This window comes from Streptomyces davaonensis JCM 4913 (assembly GCF_000349325.1).
Classification (GTDB): Bacteria; Actinomycetota; Actinomycetes; order Streptomycetales; family Streptomycetaceae; genus Streptomyces; species Streptomyces davaonensis.
On record NC_020504.1, the window covers coordinates 6002929 to 6018514 of the forward strand.

Consider the following 15586-nt stretch of genomic DNA (forward strand, 5'->3'; position numbering starts at 1 on the left):
TGCGACAAAGCGGTTCGGATCAGGGAGAAACGACATGGCCAGCAAGGCTGAGAAGATCGTTGCCGGTCTCGGCGGCATCGAGAACATCGAAGAGGTCGAGGGCTGCATCACCCGCCTGCGCACCGAGGTCAGCGACGCCTCCCTCGTCGACGAGGCGGCCCTGAAGGCGGCCGGCGCCCACGGAGTCGTCAAGATGGGCACGGCGATCCAGGTCGTCATCGGCACCGACGCCGACCCGATCGCGGCGGAGATCGAAGACATGATGTGAGCCGCACCCGCTCACTCGTGAGGGGCTCTTCCCACCGGGGAGGAGCCCCTTCCGCATGTCCGGCTAGGCTCATCGCCATGTCACGCATCGACGGCCGCACCCCCCAACAGCTCCGCCCCGTCACCATCGAACGCGGCTGGAGCAAGCACGCAGAGGGCTCCGTCCTCGTCTCCTTCGGCGACACCAGGGTCTTCTGCACCGCCTCCGTCACCGAAGGCGTCCCCCGCTGGCGCAAGGGCAGCGGCGAAGGCTGGGTCACCGCGGAGTACTCCATGCTCCCCCGCGCCACCAACACCCGCGGCGACCGCGAGTCCGTCAAGGGCAAGATCGGCGGCCGTACGCACGAGATCAGCCGACTCATCGGCCGCTCCCTGCGCGCGGTCATCGACTACAAGGCACTCGGCGAGAACACCATCGTCCTCGACTGCGACGTCCTCCAGGCCGACGGCGGCACCCGCACCGCGGCCATCACCGGCGCCTACGTCGCCCTCGCCGACGCCATCTCCTGGGCCCAGGGCAAGAAGCTGATCAAGGCAGGCCGTCAGCCCCTGACCGGAACCGTGTCCGCCGTCTCGGTCGGCATCGTCGGCGGAGTCCCCCTCCTGGACCTCTGCTACGAGGAGGACGTCCGCGCCGAGACCGACATGAACGTCGTCTGCACCGGCGACGGACGCTTCGTCGAGGTCCAGGGCACCGCAGAGGCGGAACCCTTCGCCCGGGACGAACTGAACTCCCTGCTGGACCTGGCGGTTTCGGGCTGCACGGAACTCGCTGTCTTGCAGCGCACCGCACTTGATACCGTCCTCCAAAAGTAAAGGGCGTACCAAGAGACGCGGGGGGCGCGGGCAACCAGGCCGCCCGCCCCCGCGTCACTACGAGTACGGGCGTACGCCCGCCAGGTACGGGGGCCTGCACCGAGGCAGGACCTGAGCACGGGAGGGACACAGCATGGGCGCGAGCCGACGCCGTCGGAGCCGTATCACCATCGTCGCCGCAGTGGCGGCCGTAGGGCTGACCGTGGGGCTGACCACCGGCTGCGATGCCGTCAGCAAGGCGCTGGACTGCGTCCAGACCGCCGAGGCGGTCGCCGACAGCGTGACCGAACTCCAGCAGGCCGTGGAGTCCGCCGCGAACGACCCGACGCAGATCGACGAGTCCCTCGACACCATCGACGAGAACCTCGACAAGGTCGGCGACAAGACCGACAACGCCGACGTCGAGAAGGCCGTCGACGACCTCGCCGCGGCCGTCGACAACGTCCGTACGGCCGTCAAGAACGGCGACGAGACCCCGGACCTGACCCCGGTCACGGACGCGGCCGGCGAACTGACGAAGGTCTGCACCCCCTGATCCCGGGGCCCCCGATACTGGGGACATGACCCGCCTGATCCTCGCCACACGCAACGCCGGAAAGATCACCGAACTGAAGTCGATCCTCGCCGACGCAGGTCTGCCCCACGACCTCGTCGGCGCGGACGCGTTCCCGGACATCCCCGACGTCCCCGAAACGGGAGTGACGTTCGCCGAAAACGCCCTCCTGAAGGCCCACGCCCTGGCCAAGGCCACGGGCCTGCCCGCGGTGGCCGACGACTCGGGGCTCTGCGTAGACGTCCTGAACGGCGCCCCGGGCATCTTCTCGGCCCGCTGGGCGGGGCAGCATGGCGACGACAGGGCGAACCTGGAGCTGTTGCTGGCCCAACTGTCGGACATCACAGCGGAACACCGGGGAGCCCACTTCGCCTGCGCAGCGGCGCTCGCCCTGCCGGACGGCCGCGACCGAGTGGTCGAGGGCCAACTGAGAGGCGTACTCCGCCACACCCCCTCCGGCACCAACGGCTTCGGCTACGACCCCATCCTCCAGCCGGACGGCGAGACAAGGACGTGCGCCGAACTGAGCCCGGAGGAGAAGAACGCGATCAGCCATCGGGGGAAGGCGTTCCGGGCGTTGGTGCCCGTCGTGCGGGAGTTGCTCGGTTAGAGACTGGTGCGGCCGGAGGGACTCGAACCCTCACGGGAGTTACCCCACTGGGACCTAAACCCAGCGTGACTGCCAATTCCACCACGGCCGCCGGAGACTGCCCGGCCATGCTACTGGCCGGGCAGGGGAGTCAGATGCCCAGGTCCTTGATGATCTTGGCTACGTGGCCCGTGGCTCGGACGTTGTACAGGGCTCGTTCTACCTTGCCCTCCTCGTCCACCACGATCGTGGAGCGGATGACGCCCATGTACGTCTTGCCGTAGTTCTTCTTCTCGCCGTAGGCGCCGTAGGACTCGGTGACCGACTTTTCGGGGTCCGCCAGGAGCGTTACCTTCAGGGACTCCTTGTCGCGGAACTTCGCCAGCTTCTCCGGGGTGTCGGGGGAGATGCCGATGACGTCGTAGCCGGCGCCGGCCAGGAGTTCCAGGTTGTCGGTGAAGTCGCAGGCCTGCTTCGTGCAGCCGGGCGTCAAAGCCGCCGGGTAGAAGTAGACGATGACCTTGCGGCCCTTGTGGTCCGACAGGGAGACGCCCTTGCCGTCGGCGTCGGGGAGGGTGAAGGCGGGGGCTACGTCCCCGGGCTGGAGTCGCTCGCTCATCTCGCTAGCGTAACCGGGGGTCCTGACAGTGCGGCGGCGCGGAGAGCTGACAGACTGTCCGGAACAGTATCAGCGGACTTCGGAGGCCGTACGGTGGCGGAAACGTCGGACACCAGAACCCCGGCGCAGATCGAGGCGGACATCAGGCGCCGCCGCGAAGCGCTGGCCGAGACGCTCGACGAGATCGGGGTTCGGGTCCACCCGAAGACCATCGTCGGGGATGCCAAGGCCAAGGTTGTCTCCAACATTGATCACACCCTCGGGCGTGCCTACGTTCAGGCCAACCGGGTCGTCAGCGACGTCAAGGCCAAGTTCGTCGACGACGAGGGCGCTCCCCGGCTGGAGCGGGTCGTCCCCGCCGCGCTGCTCGTCGTGGGCGTCGTGGGGCTGCTCGCCGTCGGCACCCGGCGCCGCAGGCGCTGACCCGGCGGCGTACGGACGCGGCAAAGGCAGGTAGGTTCGAGGCGTGAGCGCCAACAGAAACGACACCACCCACCACGACAAGCTGCCCATCCGGATGCTGCACGACCGGGTTCTGGTGCGGCAGGACACCAGCGAGGGCGAGCGGCGTTCCGGTGGCGGGATCCTGATTCCGGCCACCGCGGCGGTCGGCCGTCGGCTGGCCTGGGCCGAGGTCGTCGCGGTGGGGCAGAACGTACGGACGGTGGAGCCCGGTGACCGGGTGCTGTACGACCCGGAGGACCGGGCCGAGGTCGAGGTGCGGGGCATCGCCTATGTGCTGATGCGGGAGCGCGATCTGCATGCCGTGGCCGCCGATCGGTTCGAGGGTTCCGAGGACTCGACCGGTCTGTACCTGTAGATCAGTGGCTCGAAGGGGCCGGTGACCATCGTCACCGGCCCCTTCTGTCATTCCTTTGCTAGCTTTGAAGGCAACCCCGACGAGACGCGCCGTACCGGGACAACGCAAAGACGACGCACCGACGTCCGTTCGTTCGTCCGTTCGCGTTTCTGTCTCTCGGAGGTTTCCCCATGGCCTGGGTCCTGCTCGTCGTCGCCGGTCTGCTCGAGGTCGGGTGGTCGGTCGGGATGAAGTACACCGACGGGTTCACCCGTCTCGTGCCCAGCCTCTTCACCGGTGCCGGAATCGTCGCCAGCATGCTGCTGCTGTCGTACGCCGCCCGTTCGCTGCCCATCGGCACCGCCTACGGGGTGTGGGTCGGTATCGGGGCGGCCGGTGCGGCGGTGGTCGGGATGGTGGTGCTGGGTGAGCCGGCCACCGCCGCGCGGATCTTCTTCGTCTGTCTGCTGCTGGTCGCCGTGGTGGGTCTCAAGGCGACCAGCGGTCACTGATCAGGGGCTCATTCGCGGCGGCTCGTGTACAGCGGGCCCGCCGCCGTCCCCGCCCCCGTATCGCCCCCGGTCGTCCCGCCCCCGGTGGTCGTGTCACCCGTCGTGCCGCCGTCCGCCGTGCCCCCGCCCGTCGTGGTGTCGCCGCCGGTCGTCTCGCCGGTCGTCGTGCCGCCGTCGGTGGTGGTGCCGCCGTCCGTCGTGCCGCCGTCGGTGCCGCCGGTCGTGGTGCCGCCGGTGGTGGTGTCACCGCCGGTCTGGCCCTCGGTCTGTCCCTCGGTGGCGCCCGGGGTCTGGCCCCCGGTGTCCGCGCCGCCGGTCGTCGTACCGCTCTCCTCCTCGTCCTCCTCGCCCGTGCCCGGGTCGGTGGGCGGCTCGACGGGCAGGGTGTCGACGATGTCGGCGCCCTCCTGGAGCTCCAGGTCGAAGTCGGTGACCGGCTTGCCCTTGAGGGCGTCCTCGGTGAACTGGGCCCAGATCTCCGCGGGCGCCCCGCCGCCGTTGATGCGGGGCAGGCCCATCACGTCGTACAGCGACTTGTGCTCGGCGGTTTCCGGGTCCTGGCCCATCACGGCGACGACGGTGGCGAGTTCGGGGGTGTAGCCGGCGAACCAGGCCGCCATGTCCTCCTCCGCGGTGCCGGTCTTGCCGGCGGCGGGGCGGCCCGCGGCCTGGGCGGCGGTGGCGGTGCCGGACTCCACGACGCTCTGGAGCACCGAGGTGGTGGTGTCGGCGGCGGCCCGGCTGATGACCTGGGAGGTCTTGCGCTCGGGCAGGTCGATGACGTCGGCGCCGTCCTTGGTGATCCGCTCGATCATCGTGTACGTGCCGTGCTTGCCGTGGTTGGCGAGCGTCGCGTACGCCTCGGCCATGTCCAGCACGCTGGCGGTGGCGGTGCCCAGCGCGATCGACGGGTACGGCTCCAGGTCCGGGGTGTTCGTGGGCAGTCCGAGGTCGATCGCGGTCTGCTCGACCTTCTCGGGGCCGACGTCCACGGCCATCTGCGCGTACACCGAGTTCACCGACTTGTCGGTGGCCTCGCGGACGGTGATGTCGCCGTAGGAGTACTGGTCCTCGTTCTCGGGGGCGTAGGTCTCGCCGGTCCAGCCCTGGACGGGGCGCACGTTGGTGCCGTCGTAGATCGTGTTGGGGGTGATCAGGCGGCCGTCCTGGGTGTTGGAGGTGTTCTCGACGGCGGAGGTGAACACGAACGGCTTGAAGGTGGAGCCGACCTGGAAGTCCCGGCGGGTGGCGTTCGGGGTGTACTGCTTGACGTAGTCGATGCCGTTGTACATCGCCACGACCTTGCCGGTTCTGGGGTCGACGGAGGCGCCGCCCGCGCGGACGTAGGAGTCGACCTTGCGGGCCTTGGGGTCGAGCTTGTCGATGAGCTTGTCGTTGACGGCCTTGACGAAGGCGTCCTGCCGGGTCCTGCTGAGGGTGGTGGTGATGCGGTAGCCGCCCGCCTCCAGCTCCTTCTCATCGACGATCTTGTTCGTGATGAGGTAGTCCTTGACGATCCGCACGATGTAGCCGCGCTGCCCGGACAGGTTGGTGGAGACCGTCGCCTCCTTCGGCATCGGGAACTTCAGTCCCGTCCGCTTCGCCTGGCTCAGCCAGCCTTCCTTGACCATGCCGTCCAGGACGTAGTCCCAACGGGCCTCGGCGGCCGCCTTGTTCTCGGGGTGGGCGACGACGTCGTACTCGCTGGGCGCGTTGAGCAGCGCGGCGAGGTAGGCGCCCTGGGCGGCGCTGAGCTCGGCGGCGTCGACGCCGTAGTAGGCCTGGGCTGCGGCCTGGATGCCGTAGGCGTTGCGGCCGAAGTAGCTGGTGTTGAGGTAGCCCTCCAGGATGTCGTTCTTGGACTCCTCGCGGTCCAGCTTGATGGAGATGAAGAACTCCTTCACCTTGCGCGTGACGGTCTGTTCCTGCGCCAGGTAGTAGTTCTTGACGTACTGCTGGGTGATCGTGGAGCCGGACTGCTTGCCCTTGCCGGTGGCGGTGTTCCAGGCGGCGCGCAGCATCGCCTTGGGGTCGATCGCGGACTCGCTGTAGAAGTCCCGGTCCTCGGCGGCCAGTACGGCGTGCTGGGCCTCCTTGGAGATCTGCGAGAGGGTGACGTTCTCCCGGTTGACCTCGCCGTCCCGGGCGAGCTGGGTGCCGTCGGAGTACAGGAAGACATTGGCCTGTTTGGTGGCGAGCGCGTTGGCCGGCGGGATCTTGACGAGGGAGTAGCCGAGGAAGAACAGGCCGACCAGGAGCATCACACCGATGACGAAGGTGCCGAGCACCATGCGCCAGGTGGGGATCAGCCGACGCCAGCCGGTGCGCCTGGGCCGCTTGGGCTTCTCCGTCGACTGCTCTGGCTGCGGCTGTGGCTGCGGCTCGTCGCTCATCTGGTGCCGTGACTCCTGTTTCGCGTCGTACGTTCCCGTACGACCTTGTACGCGTTCTGCGCCCCCAGTTGAAGACTCTCGCACCATGCGTTCCGTTCCCGAATCGCGGCACGCTTCGGCAACGGAAAACGCGTGGCGGGCGTCACCGGCTGCGCGCTAGGCTCCTGCGCTTCGGTGTCCGGCGGGGCGAGGAGGGCTGTGGCGGTGGGTTCCGGACGGTTGTACGGGGCCGTCGCGGCGGGGGGATTCAGGCGGTACGCGACTTATCGGGCCGCCACCGCCGCCGGGGTGTTCACCAACACCGTCTTCGGGATCATCCTGGTGTACACCTACCTGGCGCTGTGGGACGAGAGACCGCACCTCGGGGGGTACGACCAGACCCAGGCCGTCACCTACGCGTGGCTGGGCCAGGCCCTGTACTCGACGCTCGCGATCCAGGGCGGCGGCGCCGAGAAGGACCTGATGACCCGGATCCGCACCGGGGAGATCGCGGTCGATCTGTACCGTCCTGCCGACCTCCAACTGTGGTGGCTGGCAAGCGACTTGGGCCGCTCCGCGTTCCAGCTGCTGGGCCGCGGAGTGATCCCTTTCACCTTCGGCGCGCTGTTCTTCACCATGGCGCTGCCCCGGTCCGCGGCCACCTGGGCGGCCTTCCTGGTCGCGGTGGTGCTGGCGATGCTGGTGAGCTTCGGGATCCGCTACCTCGCCGCGCTGGCGATGTTCTGGCTGATGGACGACCGGGGCGTCAACCAGACCCTGATGATCGCGGGCGTCTTCTGCTCCGGCATGGTCCTGCCGCTGAACGCCTTCCCGGAACCGTGGGGCGACCTGGTGCGGGCGCTGCCGTGGGCGGCGCAGCTCCAGATCCCGGCGGACGTGCTGATGGGAGAGACGTCGCTGTGGAGCGCGTACGCCTTCCAGGCGGCCTGGGCGGTGGCGCTGCTGGCGGCGGGACGGCTGCTCCAGTCGGCGGCGACGCGGCGGGTGGTGGTGCAGGGTGGCTGAGACTTCCGTGCCGTCCCGGCTCGGGGAGGGCCTTCGGGCGTACCGGATGATCGCCGGGATGTGGATCCGCTCCACGACGGCCTACCGCACCTCCTTCGCCCTCACCGTGGTCGGCAACCTGCTGATCACCGGGCTGGACTTCGCGGCGATCCTGCTGATGTTCTCGCAGGTCGACTCGCTCGGCGGCTGGACGCTGCCCGAGGTCGCCCTGCTGTACGGCCTGGCCGCGACCGCGTTCGGCCTCGCCGATCTGCTGCTCGGCTCGATGGACGTCCTCGGCGGCCGGATCCGCGACGGTTCCTTCGACGTCCTGCTGGTGCGCCCCGCGCCGGTGCTCGCCCAGGTCGGCGCCGACCACTTCGCGCTGCGCCGCCTCGGCCGGATCACCCAGGGCGTACTGGTGCTGGGGTACGCGCTGGCGGCCGTGGACGTCGAGTGGACGGCGGCGAAGGTGCTGCTGGTGCCGGTGATGGTGATCTGCGGCGGGGTGATCTTCAGCTCGGTGTTCGTGGCGGGCGCGGCCTTCCAGTTCGTGGCGCAGGACGCGGCCGAGGTGCAGAACGCGTTCACGTACGGCGGCAACACGCTGCTCCAGTACCCGCCGACGGTGTTCGGGACGGATCTGGTGCGCGGGGTGACGTATCTGCTGCCGCTGGCCTTCGTCAACTGGGTGCCGGCCGCTTATGTGTTGGGGCGGCCGTATCCGCTGGGCCTGCCGGAGTGGGCGGCCTTCGCGCCGCCGGTGGTGGCGGCGGGGTTCGTGCTGGTGGCGGGGCTCGCGTGGCGGGCGGGGTTGCGGGCGTATCGAAGCACGGGGAGTTGATGATTGCGTGTTCATTGAGGTGGACGGCGTCGAGAAGGTCTTCGACGTGCGCCGGAAGACCGGGTTCCTGAAGCGGGAGCGGCGGCAGGTGCGGGCGGTCGACTCGATCTCCTTCACCGTGGCGCGGGGCGAGATGGTGGGGTACATCGGTCCGAACGGCGCGGGCAAGTCGACGACGATCAAGATGCTCACCGGGATTCTGACGCCCAGCGGAGGGCGGCTGCGGGTCGCCGGGATCGACCCCTCGCGGGAGCGCCGGCGTCTTGCACACCGGATCGGCGTCGTCTTCGGCCAGCGCACCACGCTCTGGTGGGACCTGCCGCTGATCGACTCCTACAAGCTGATGCACCGCATGTACCGCATCCCGGACGCCCGTTACCGCGAGAACCTCGACCGCTGCGTGGAACTCCTGGAATTGGGCGGCCTGTTGGAGGTCCCGGTACGGCAACTGTCGCTCGGCCAGCGGATGCGCGGCGACATCGCGGCGGCGCTGCTGCACGACCCCGAGGTGCTGTACCTGGACGAACCGACGATCGGCCTGGACGTGATCTCGAAGGCGAAAGTCCGGGGCTTCCTGCGGGAGTTGAACACCGACCGCGGCACCACAGTCCTGCTCACCACCCACGACCTCCAGGACATCGAACAGCTCTGCTCCCGGGTGATGGTGATCGACCACGGCCGCATGGTCTACGACGGCGCGCTGGCCGGGCTGCACGAGGCGGGTGGCAGCGAGCGGATCCTGGTGGTGGACCTGGAGCGGGAGCTGGCGCCGATCGAGGCGGGTGAGGCGGCGCGGGTGGTGAAGGTGGAGGGACCGCGTCAGTGGCTGGCCTTCCCGGCGGGCGAATCGGCGGCGGGCCTGGTCGCCCGGATCGCGGCGGAGTATCCGCTGGTGGACCTGTCCGTCCGGGAGCCCGACATCGAGGCCGTGATCGCACGGATGTACGCGGACAAGGCCACCGCATAGTCCCGGGCCGTTGGAACTCGTAGGCTGAACGCATGACCGAGGAACTCCCTGAGCTTCGAGCATCCGACGCCGACCGTGAGCGGGTCGCCGAGATCCTGCGGGAAGCCCTGGCCGAGGGGCGGCTCGACATGGAGGAGTTCGGGGAACGGCTGGACGCGACGTACCAGGCGAAGACCTACGGCGAACTGACCCCGATCACTCGTGACCTGCCGGTGGCGGCGGCCACCGTGAACCTGGTCAAGGGCCCTGAACCGGACGGCAGTTGGCCGAGCCGCATCACCGGCGGCGAGGGCTCCTCCACCCTGGGCATCGCGGTCCTGTCCGGCTTCGAGCGCAAGGGCCGCTGGACCGTGCCGCGCCGCTTCAACTGCTTCGCCTTCTGGGGCGGCGGGGAGATCGACCTGCGCGACGCGAACTTCGCGGACCGCGAGGTCGTGATCAACTGCGTGGCGATCATGGGCGGGGTGAACGTCATCGTGCCGCCCGGCGTGGAGGTGGCGACCCGCGGGATCGGCATCATGGGCGGCTTCGACCAGCGCGAGGACGGCGTCCCGGGCGACCCCGGCGCCCCGCGCGTCGTCATCACCGGCTTCGCCTTCTGGGGCGGGGTCGGCGTGGAGCGCAAGGCCACCAGGGCCGAACGCCGACGGCTGCGCGAGGAGCGCCGCCAGGAGAAGCTGGAGCGGCGGAAGGCGCGGGGGGCCCTGGACGGGCACGGCTTCCACCACCGGTCGCGGGACGACGACTGACCCTTCGGCGCGATCGGCTCAGAGCCGCGCCGGCGCCGCCCCCTTCAGGCTCTTCAGGTCGACAGCCTCCGCCATCTGCTCATAGCCCCGGTCGCTCATGTGGAGGTGGTCGCCCGAGTCGTAGTCGGGCCGGAGCTTGCGCGGGTTGTACGGGTCCCGCAGTGCCTCGTCGAAATCCGCCACCGCGTCGAAGACCTTGCCCGCCCGGATCTCCGAGTTGATCTGCTGACGGACCCCTTCCCGCTCGTCGGTGTAGCCCCGGTGGCCCCCGAACGGCATGAGCGTCGCGCCGATCACCTTCACCCCGCGCGCGTGGGCCTGGCCGACCAGCGTGCGCAGGCCGCCGAGGATGCGGTTCGGGTCCGCGAGCTGCGGGTCGCGGAGGATGTCGTTGACGCCGAGGACGATGACGACGACCTTCACGTTCGTCACGTTCAGCACGTCACGGCCGAAGCGGTCCAGGCCGCTCGGGTTGTCCGCGGGCCGGCCGAGCCCGCCGGTCAGGATCCGGTTGCCGCTGATCCCCTGGTTGACCACGCTGTAGCGCGGCAGGTCCTCCCCGGCCGCGAGCGCCGTGCGCAGCCGCCGCGAAAGGGCGTCCGGCCAGCGGCGGTTGGCCCCCGAGGTGGAGGTGATCCCGTCGGTCAGCGAGTCCCCGAGGACCACGATCGTGCCGTCGGCGTCCTTGGACAGCACGTCCAGCGCGGTGAGGTACCGCCAGACCCCGACCTCCTCCGTGTACGCCGTGCCGGTCGCGTCCTCGGTGCGGTCGCCCCGGGCGACGTAGGAGGTCTGGCGCGCGTGCGGGTGGTAGGTGACCGGGCCGGATGCGGTCGGGGAGTACGTCGTGACCAGCACGTCCGCGTCCGCGGGTACGCCCACGCGCACGGCGTCGCTCATGACCTGCCCGCCCGGCGGGATGACGACCGTGGTGTCACCGCCGAAGGTGAGCCGCCGCATGCTGTGCGTCACCGCGGCGGCCGTGTCCGACCCGGAGGCGACGGCCAGCGAGGCGTGGGTGATGGTCAGCGGCGACTGGCCGAAGAGGTTGGACAACGTGATCCGGGCGCTCGTCCCGCCGACGCCGGTGTGCACGACATTGCGGACCGAACGTCCCGCCATGCCCTCCGTCTCGGTGCCGGGCTCGGCGGCGGCCGGTGAGGTCGACCAGGAGCCGACCCAGGTGCCGGTGGAGACCGGTGCCGCGGGGTTGCGCGGGGTGTTCCCGCTGGCCAGGGTGGACTCGCGGCCGCTTCCGTCGTCGGCGGCGACTCCGACGTAGATCGCCGCGGACAGGCCCAGGATCAGGGCGACGACGGCGGACAGCAGGGCATAACCGTAACGCCTGGTCATGCGGTGCGTATCTCCTCGGGCAATGGGAGCCCGAGGCTCCGATGTGATCATCTCATGATGCGTCATGAGAGTGGGAGGACTCGAACAGACCCCCCATTGGGCCATGGACCAACCCGGAGATTTCCCCGGTGTTCCCCCCTCCGAACAGACGCCGGGAACTCTTGTTCCGTTCCATGAGTCGGTCAGGAAGGGACAATGTGTACGGGGATCGCGGACGGGTGGAGCGGATGGAACGATCGAAAACGGAACTGTCGGGGGCTTCGGACGTAGGGGAGCATTCCCGGCGGGACGCGTCGGCCAATCCTGTCGGCGTCCCCGCCTCGGCCGTCCGTGCGATGACGACCTTCAGCGCCGCCGACGAGGAGAAGCAGCGCGGCGTCCGCCGGATGAAGCTCACCGCGACCGGACTGCTGCTCTTCGTGGCCCTGGTGTACGTCCTCGCGAAGTGGGCGTCGAACGAGGGCGCCGGCGCCTGGGCGAACTATGTCGCCGCAGCAGCCGAGGCGGGCATGGTCGGCGCGCTGGCCGACTGGTTCGCCGTCACCGCCCTCTTCCGCCACCCCCTCGGCATCCCCATCCCGCACACCGCGATCATCCCCACCAAGAAGGACCAGCTGGGCGTATCCCTGGGCGAGTTCGTCGGCGAGAACTTCCTCTCCGAGGACGTCGTACGGCAGCGGCTGCGCTCCGTCGGCATCGGCAGCAGACTCGGCGCCTGGCTGGCCGAACCGGACCACGCCGACCGGGTCACCGCCGAGCTGTCGGCCGCGCTGCGGGGCGCGCTGACCGTGCTGCGGGACTCCGACGTCCAGGCGGTCGTCGGGGAGGCGATCACCCGGCGGGCCGACGCCCAGGAGATCGGCCCCGGCATCGGCAAGATGCTGGAGAAGGTGGTGGCCGACGGCGGCCACAAGCGCGTGGTCGACCTCGTCGTCTCCCGTGCGCACGACTGGCTGGTCCTGCACGACGAGCAGGTCATGGACGCCGTCCAGGGCGGGGCGCCCGGCTGGACCCCCCGCTTCGTCGACAAGCGGGTCGGCGAGCGCGTCTACAAGGAGTTGCTGCGCTTCGTCACCGAGATGCGCGACATGCCCTCCCATCCGGCGCGCGGCGCCCTCGACCGCTTCCTCAACGACTTCGCCGCCGACCTCCAGTCCGACACCGAGACCCGGGCGCGCGTGGAGCGGCTCAAGGGCGAGGTGCTCGGCCGGGGCGAGGTGCAGGACCTGATCGCGTCCGCCTGGACGGCCGTACGATCCATGATCGTCTCGGCGGCGGAGGACGAGCGCAGCGAGCTGCGGCTGCGGCTGAGGGCCTCGCTGCTGTCGCTGGGCGCCCGGATGGCCGTCGACCCCAAGCTCCAGAGCAAGGTCGACAGCTGGGTGGAGGGCGCCGCGGTCTACGTCGTCACCACCTACCGCAAGGAGATCACCTCCCTGATCACCGACACCGTGGCGAGCTGGGACGCCGAGCACACGACGAAGAAGATCGAGGCGCATATCGGCCGTGACCTTCAGTTCATCCGGATCAACGGCACGGTGGTGGGCTCGTTGGCGGGGTTGCTGATCTATACGGTGTCGCGGGCGCTGGGGGCGTAGAGGCGGCTTGGGGGGCTGTCCGGGGTGGGTGGCGCAGGTCACATTTTCCCGTGTCACACGGCGTCGGGCCGTTCCGTCATAGGGGTGTAATCACCTACGACGGCTAAGGAGCCAGTCATGGAAGCCCGCCTCAACCTCTTCGAGAACCCGGTCCTGGCCAAGGTCTTCCGGCACGTCAACACCGCGGCCAAGGCGGTGGCCGACTCGACGCTGCCCGACTCGACCGCGGAGCTCGTGAAGATCCGCGCCAGCCAGATCAACGGCTGCGGCTTCTGCACCGACATGCACACCAAGGACGCCGTCGCGGCCGGGGAGACCCACCAGCGCCTCCACCTCGTCGCGACCTGGCGCGAGGCGACGGTCTTCACCGAGCCGGAGCGAGCCGCGCTGGAACTGGCCGAGCAGGGCACCCGCATCGCCGACGCGGCGGGCGGCGTCCCGGCCGAGGTGTGGGAGAACGCCGCCAAGCACTACGACGAGGAGCAGCTCGGGGCGCTGGTGGCGATCATCGCGCTGATCAACACGTACAACCGGGTCAACGTGATCCTTCAGCAGCCGGCTGGCGACTACGTGGTGGGCATGTTCGGGTGAGTTTGGGTGTGGGGCTGAAGGTGGGGGCGTGTGTGCGCCCCCTCGGCCCGGCTACTCGGTGGTCCTGCCCCGGCGGCGCAGCAGGAGCAGTCCGCCTGCCAGCGCGCCGATACCGGTCGCGGCGGCCCAGCCGAGGAGGTCGTCGGAGCCGGTGGCGGCGAGGTCGCCATCCGTGGCCGACGGGGCGGCGCTGGAGCTTCCCCGGGGGCGGGGGCCGTCGGACGGACCGGCTGAGGGCGTCGCCCGTACGGCCGTCTTGGCCCGCGTGAACGCCAGTGTCCCGAAGCCGAGTTGGTCGTATCCGCCGCTGTTGGGCCCGTAGTCCCCGCCGCCGCCCTCGGGGCCGGACTGGGCGGCGATCCGGATGACGTAGGAGGCGTCCAGCGTCCGGCGCCTGGTGTAGTGGTTGGCGATCATCGCCCAGATGGGCCGGGTCATGGCCGGGTCGACCGGCGCGGCCTCGGTGACGGTCTCGCTCCCCGACCAACCACCGATCGCACCCTTCTTGCGGGTGCTGGCGGTGAACGGCACGTCGCCACCCATGGCCCACTTGGCCACGTACTGGGCGCCCTTGAGGAAGCGGCTGTCGTCGTAGCCGTACAGATCGATGCCCTGGTTCCAGGCCATCTCGCAGAACGTGCCCATGAGCCCGACGCCGAGGAGCGCGTGCCCCTGGTCGCGCCCGGCCTCCAGCCACTCGCCGAGTCCGTCGTCGTGGAGGACGGGAATGGCGTGGCGGATGGACCCGAGTCCTTCGCCGTGCTTGAAGTAGTCGACGGCGCGGGCGACTTGGGCCTTGTCGTCGCAGAGGATGCCGGTGGCCAGGACGCATGCCATGGCGGCGAGATCCCAGTTGGTCCAGTAGTTGGAGACGACGGCGCCGTTGTGCCGTACCAGGAAGTCGTCGCTGACCGCGCCGAAGACGGTGCTGAGCATCTCCTGGAACCGGGCGAGCTCGAAGTCCGGGTGGTCGCGGACGAGTTCGGCGGCGTTGGCGAACTGGTAGCCGTACAGACCGGCGGCGAGGAACCGGTCGGCGCTGCCCGCGAGTTGGGTCAGCTTCCCGGACCAGGCGTTGAGGACGGTGACGGCGGCGTCGAGATGGGCGTCGTCGCCGCTGACGTGACCGCGCAGGGCGTTCTGGTAGGCGGCGTGGATGTCGTTGTAGAGGATCGCGTAGTTCTCCGGCGAGCCCGCGCCGCGGTAGACGGTGGCCTGCGGGTTGGCGGTCCAGGTGCTCTGGGAGTGCCGGTTGGCGGTGAGCCTGGCGAACCCGCCTGTGTAGGGGGCGGCGCCCTTGCCGACCTTCTTGGCCATGCGGTCCAGGTCGGTACGGGTGTGCAGGAGCCCGGGATGAGCGTAGGCGGCCGGGGCGGCAGCGGCGGGCGCTGCCGTACCGATGGCGACGGCTCCGGCTCCCGCCGCGGCACCGGTCGCCTTGAGCAGGCTGCGGCGGCTGATCTGACGTATCACGTGCGCGTACCTCGGCGTCGGGGGTGGGGACGCAGAGGAGACGGGGGGTAGGGGGAGGGGATAACAGAAACCGGCGACACCTACTCACCCACGTACCCGGGGGCCCGTGATGACCATCCGCAGAATCGTCCCGAACATCCAGGTCGAGTCCGCCGAGGCACTGCCCCCGAGCCGCGACTTCTACGGCCTCCTCGGCTTCGAGGAGGTCATGAACATGGGCTGGGTGACCACCCTGGCGTCCCCATCCAACCCCACCGCCCAGATCAGCCTCTTCACCGAGGAACGCACCGCCGCGGTCGTCCCCGACCTCAGCGTGGAGGTCGAGGACGTGGACGCGGTGTATGCCCAGGTCACCGCCTCAGGCGCGGAGATCGTGCGCGAGCTGCGGGACGAGGAGTGGGGGGTGCGGAGGTTCTTCGTACGGGATCCGAATGGACGGGTGGTGAATGTGCTGACGCACAAGGACCGCTGAGGTCTGT

18 protein-coding genes, 1 tRNA gene and 1 riboswitch are annotated in these 15586 nt (G+C 69.7%); of the genes, 14 read left to right on the forward strand and 5 right to left on the reverse strand.

Annotated elements, in window-relative coordinates; all coding sequences use genetic code 11:
• Positions 1–34 precede the first annotated feature (34 nt).
• From BN159_RS26610 to rdgB, 4 genes are all read left to right on the forward strand, one after another.
• The gene (locus tag BN159_RS26610) at positions 35–268 is read left to right on the forward strand and encodes a glucose PTS transporter subunit EIIB (protein ID WP_015660100.1); all 234 of its coding nucleotides are present in this window, start codon (positions 35–37) and stop codon (positions 266–268) included.
• A gap of 77 nt (positions 269–345) precedes the next feature.
• Positions 346–1083, forward strand: a complete 738-nt coding sequence (gene rph, locus BN159_RS26615) for a ribonuclease PH (RefSeq protein WP_015660101.1) — start codon at positions 346–348, stop codon at positions 1081–1083.
• 133 nt (positions 1084–1216) lie between these two features.
• Positions 1217–1618, forward strand: a complete 402-nt coding sequence (locus BN159_RS26620) for a hypothetical protein (protein ID WP_015660102.1) — start codon at positions 1217–1219, stop codon at positions 1616–1618.
• Positions 1619–1643: 25 nt separating this feature from the next.
• Positions 1644–2246: an RdgB/HAM1 family non-canonical purine NTP pyrophosphatase gene (rdgB, locus tag BN159_RS26625; RefSeq protein ID WP_015660103.1), complete on the forward strand. Its 603-nt coding sequence runs from the start codon at positions 1644–1646 to the stop codon at positions 2244–2246.
• Between the two features lie 4 nt (positions 2247–2250).
• On the opposite strand, the gene BN159_RS26630 is transcribed toward rdgB, so the two are convergent.
• Both BN159_RS26630 and bcp read right to left on the reverse strand, forming a co-directional pair.
• Positions 2251–2337 (reverse strand) — tRNA-Leu (locus BN159_RS26630).
• Positions 2338–2376: 39 nt separating this feature from the next.
• Positions 2377–2844: a thioredoxin-dependent thiol peroxidase gene (gene bcp, locus BN159_RS26635; RefSeq protein WP_015660104.1), complete on the reverse strand. Its 468-nt coding sequence runs from the start codon at positions 2842–2844 to the stop codon at positions 2377–2379.
• Positions 2845–2937: 93 nt separating this feature from the next.
• On the opposite strand from bcp, the gene BN159_RS26640 reads away from it, so the two are divergent.
• From BN159_RS26640 to sugE, 3 genes are all read left to right on the forward strand, one after another.
• Positions 2938–3267, forward strand: a complete 330-nt coding sequence (locus BN159_RS26640; RefSeq protein WP_015660105.1) for a DUF3618 domain-containing protein — start codon at positions 2938–2940, stop codon at positions 3265–3267.
• 94 nt (positions 3268–3361) lie between these two features.
• Positions 3362–3664: a GroES family chaperonin gene (locus BN159_RS26645; protein ID WP_202425017.1), complete on the forward strand. Its 303-nt coding sequence runs from the start codon at positions 3362–3364 to the stop codon at positions 3662–3664.
• A gap of 56 nt (positions 3665–3720) precedes the next feature.
• A riboswitch (guanidine-III (ykkC-III) riboswitch) is annotated at positions 3721–3784 on the forward strand.
• A gap of 50 nt (positions 3785–3834) precedes the next feature.
• Positions 3835–4155, forward strand: a complete 321-nt coding sequence (sugE, locus tag BN159_RS26650; protein WP_015660107.1) for a quaternary ammonium compound efflux SMR transporter SugE — start codon at positions 3835–3837, stop codon at positions 4153–4155.
• Positions 4156–4163: 8 nt separating this feature from the next.
• On the opposite strand, the gene BN159_RS26655 is transcribed toward sugE, so the two are convergent.
• The gene (locus BN159_RS26655; protein ID WP_015660108.1) at positions 4164–6548 is read right to left on the reverse strand and encodes a transglycosylase domain-containing protein; all 2385 of its coding nucleotides are present in this window, start codon (positions 6546–6548) and stop codon (positions 4164–4166) included.
• A gap of 204 nt (positions 6549–6752) precedes the next feature.
• On the opposite strand from BN159_RS26655, the gene BN159_RS26660 reads away from it, so the two are divergent.
• From BN159_RS26660 to BN159_RS26675, 4 genes are read left to right on the forward strand one after another with little or no spacing between them, the layout of a single operon-like run.
• Positions 6753–7553 carry an ABC transporter permease gene (locus BN159_RS26660; protein ID WP_015660109.1) on the forward strand — a complete coding sequence of 267 codons (801 nt, stop codon included), beginning with the start codon at positions 6753–6755 and terminating at the stop codon, positions 7551–7553.
• A 46-nt stretch (positions 7554–7599) separates the two neighbouring features.
• Entirely contained in the window at positions 7600–8376 is a 777-nt protein-coding gene (locus tag BN159_RS26665; RefSeq protein ID WP_086016458.1) for an ABC transporter permease, read from the forward strand.
• Between the two features lie 7 nt (positions 8377–8383).
• Positions 8384–9343 carry an ABC transporter ATP-binding protein gene (locus BN159_RS26670; RefSeq protein WP_015660111.1) on the forward strand — a complete coding sequence of 320 codons (960 nt, stop codon included), beginning with the start codon at positions 8384–8386 and terminating at the stop codon, positions 9341–9343.
• A 32-nt stretch (positions 9344–9375) separates the two neighbouring features.
• Positions 9376–10092, forward strand: coding sequence for a DUF1707 SHOCT-like domain-containing protein (locus tag BN159_RS26675; protein WP_015660112.1), 717 nt, complete (start codon positions 9376–9378; stop codon positions 10090–10092).
• 18 nt (positions 10093–10110) lie between these two features.
• Here the strand turns inward: BN159_RS26675 and BN159_RS26680 are convergent, their stop codons facing one another.
• Positions 10111–11445: a GDSL-type esterase/lipase family protein gene (locus tag BN159_RS26680; RefSeq protein ID WP_015660113.1), complete on the reverse strand. Its 1335-nt coding sequence runs from the start codon at positions 11443–11445 to the stop codon at positions 10111–10113.
• Positions 11446–11618: 173 nt separating this feature from the next.
• On the opposite strand from BN159_RS26680, the gene BN159_RS26685 reads away from it, so the two are divergent.
• Both BN159_RS26685 and BN159_RS26690 read left to right on the forward strand, forming a co-directional pair.
• Positions 11619–13043 carry a DUF445 domain-containing protein gene (locus tag BN159_RS26685; protein WP_051113547.1) on the forward strand — a complete coding sequence of 475 codons (1425 nt, stop codon included), beginning with the start codon at positions 11619–11621 and terminating at the stop codon, positions 13041–13043.
• A gap of 117 nt (positions 13044–13160) precedes the next feature.
• Positions 13161–13634, forward strand: a complete 474-nt coding sequence (locus BN159_RS26690; RefSeq protein WP_015660115.1) for a carboxymuconolactone decarboxylase family protein — start codon at positions 13161–13163, stop codon at positions 13632–13634.
• Between the two features lie 51 nt (positions 13635–13685).
• Here BN159_RS26690 and BN159_RS26695 read toward each other — a convergent pair whose 3' ends face one another.
• Entirely contained in the window at positions 13686–15107 is a 1422-nt protein-coding gene (locus tag BN159_RS26695) for an alginate lyase family protein (RefSeq protein WP_015660116.1), read from the reverse strand.
• Positions 15108–15216: 109 nt separating this feature from the next.
• On the opposite strand from BN159_RS26695, the gene BN159_RS26700 reads away from it, so the two are divergent.
• The gene (locus BN159_RS26700; RefSeq protein ID WP_015660117.1) at positions 15217–15579 is read left to right on the forward strand and encodes a VOC family protein; all 363 of its coding nucleotides are present in this window, start codon (positions 15217–15219) and stop codon (positions 15577–15579) included.
• Positions 15580–15586 lie beyond the last annotated feature (7 nt).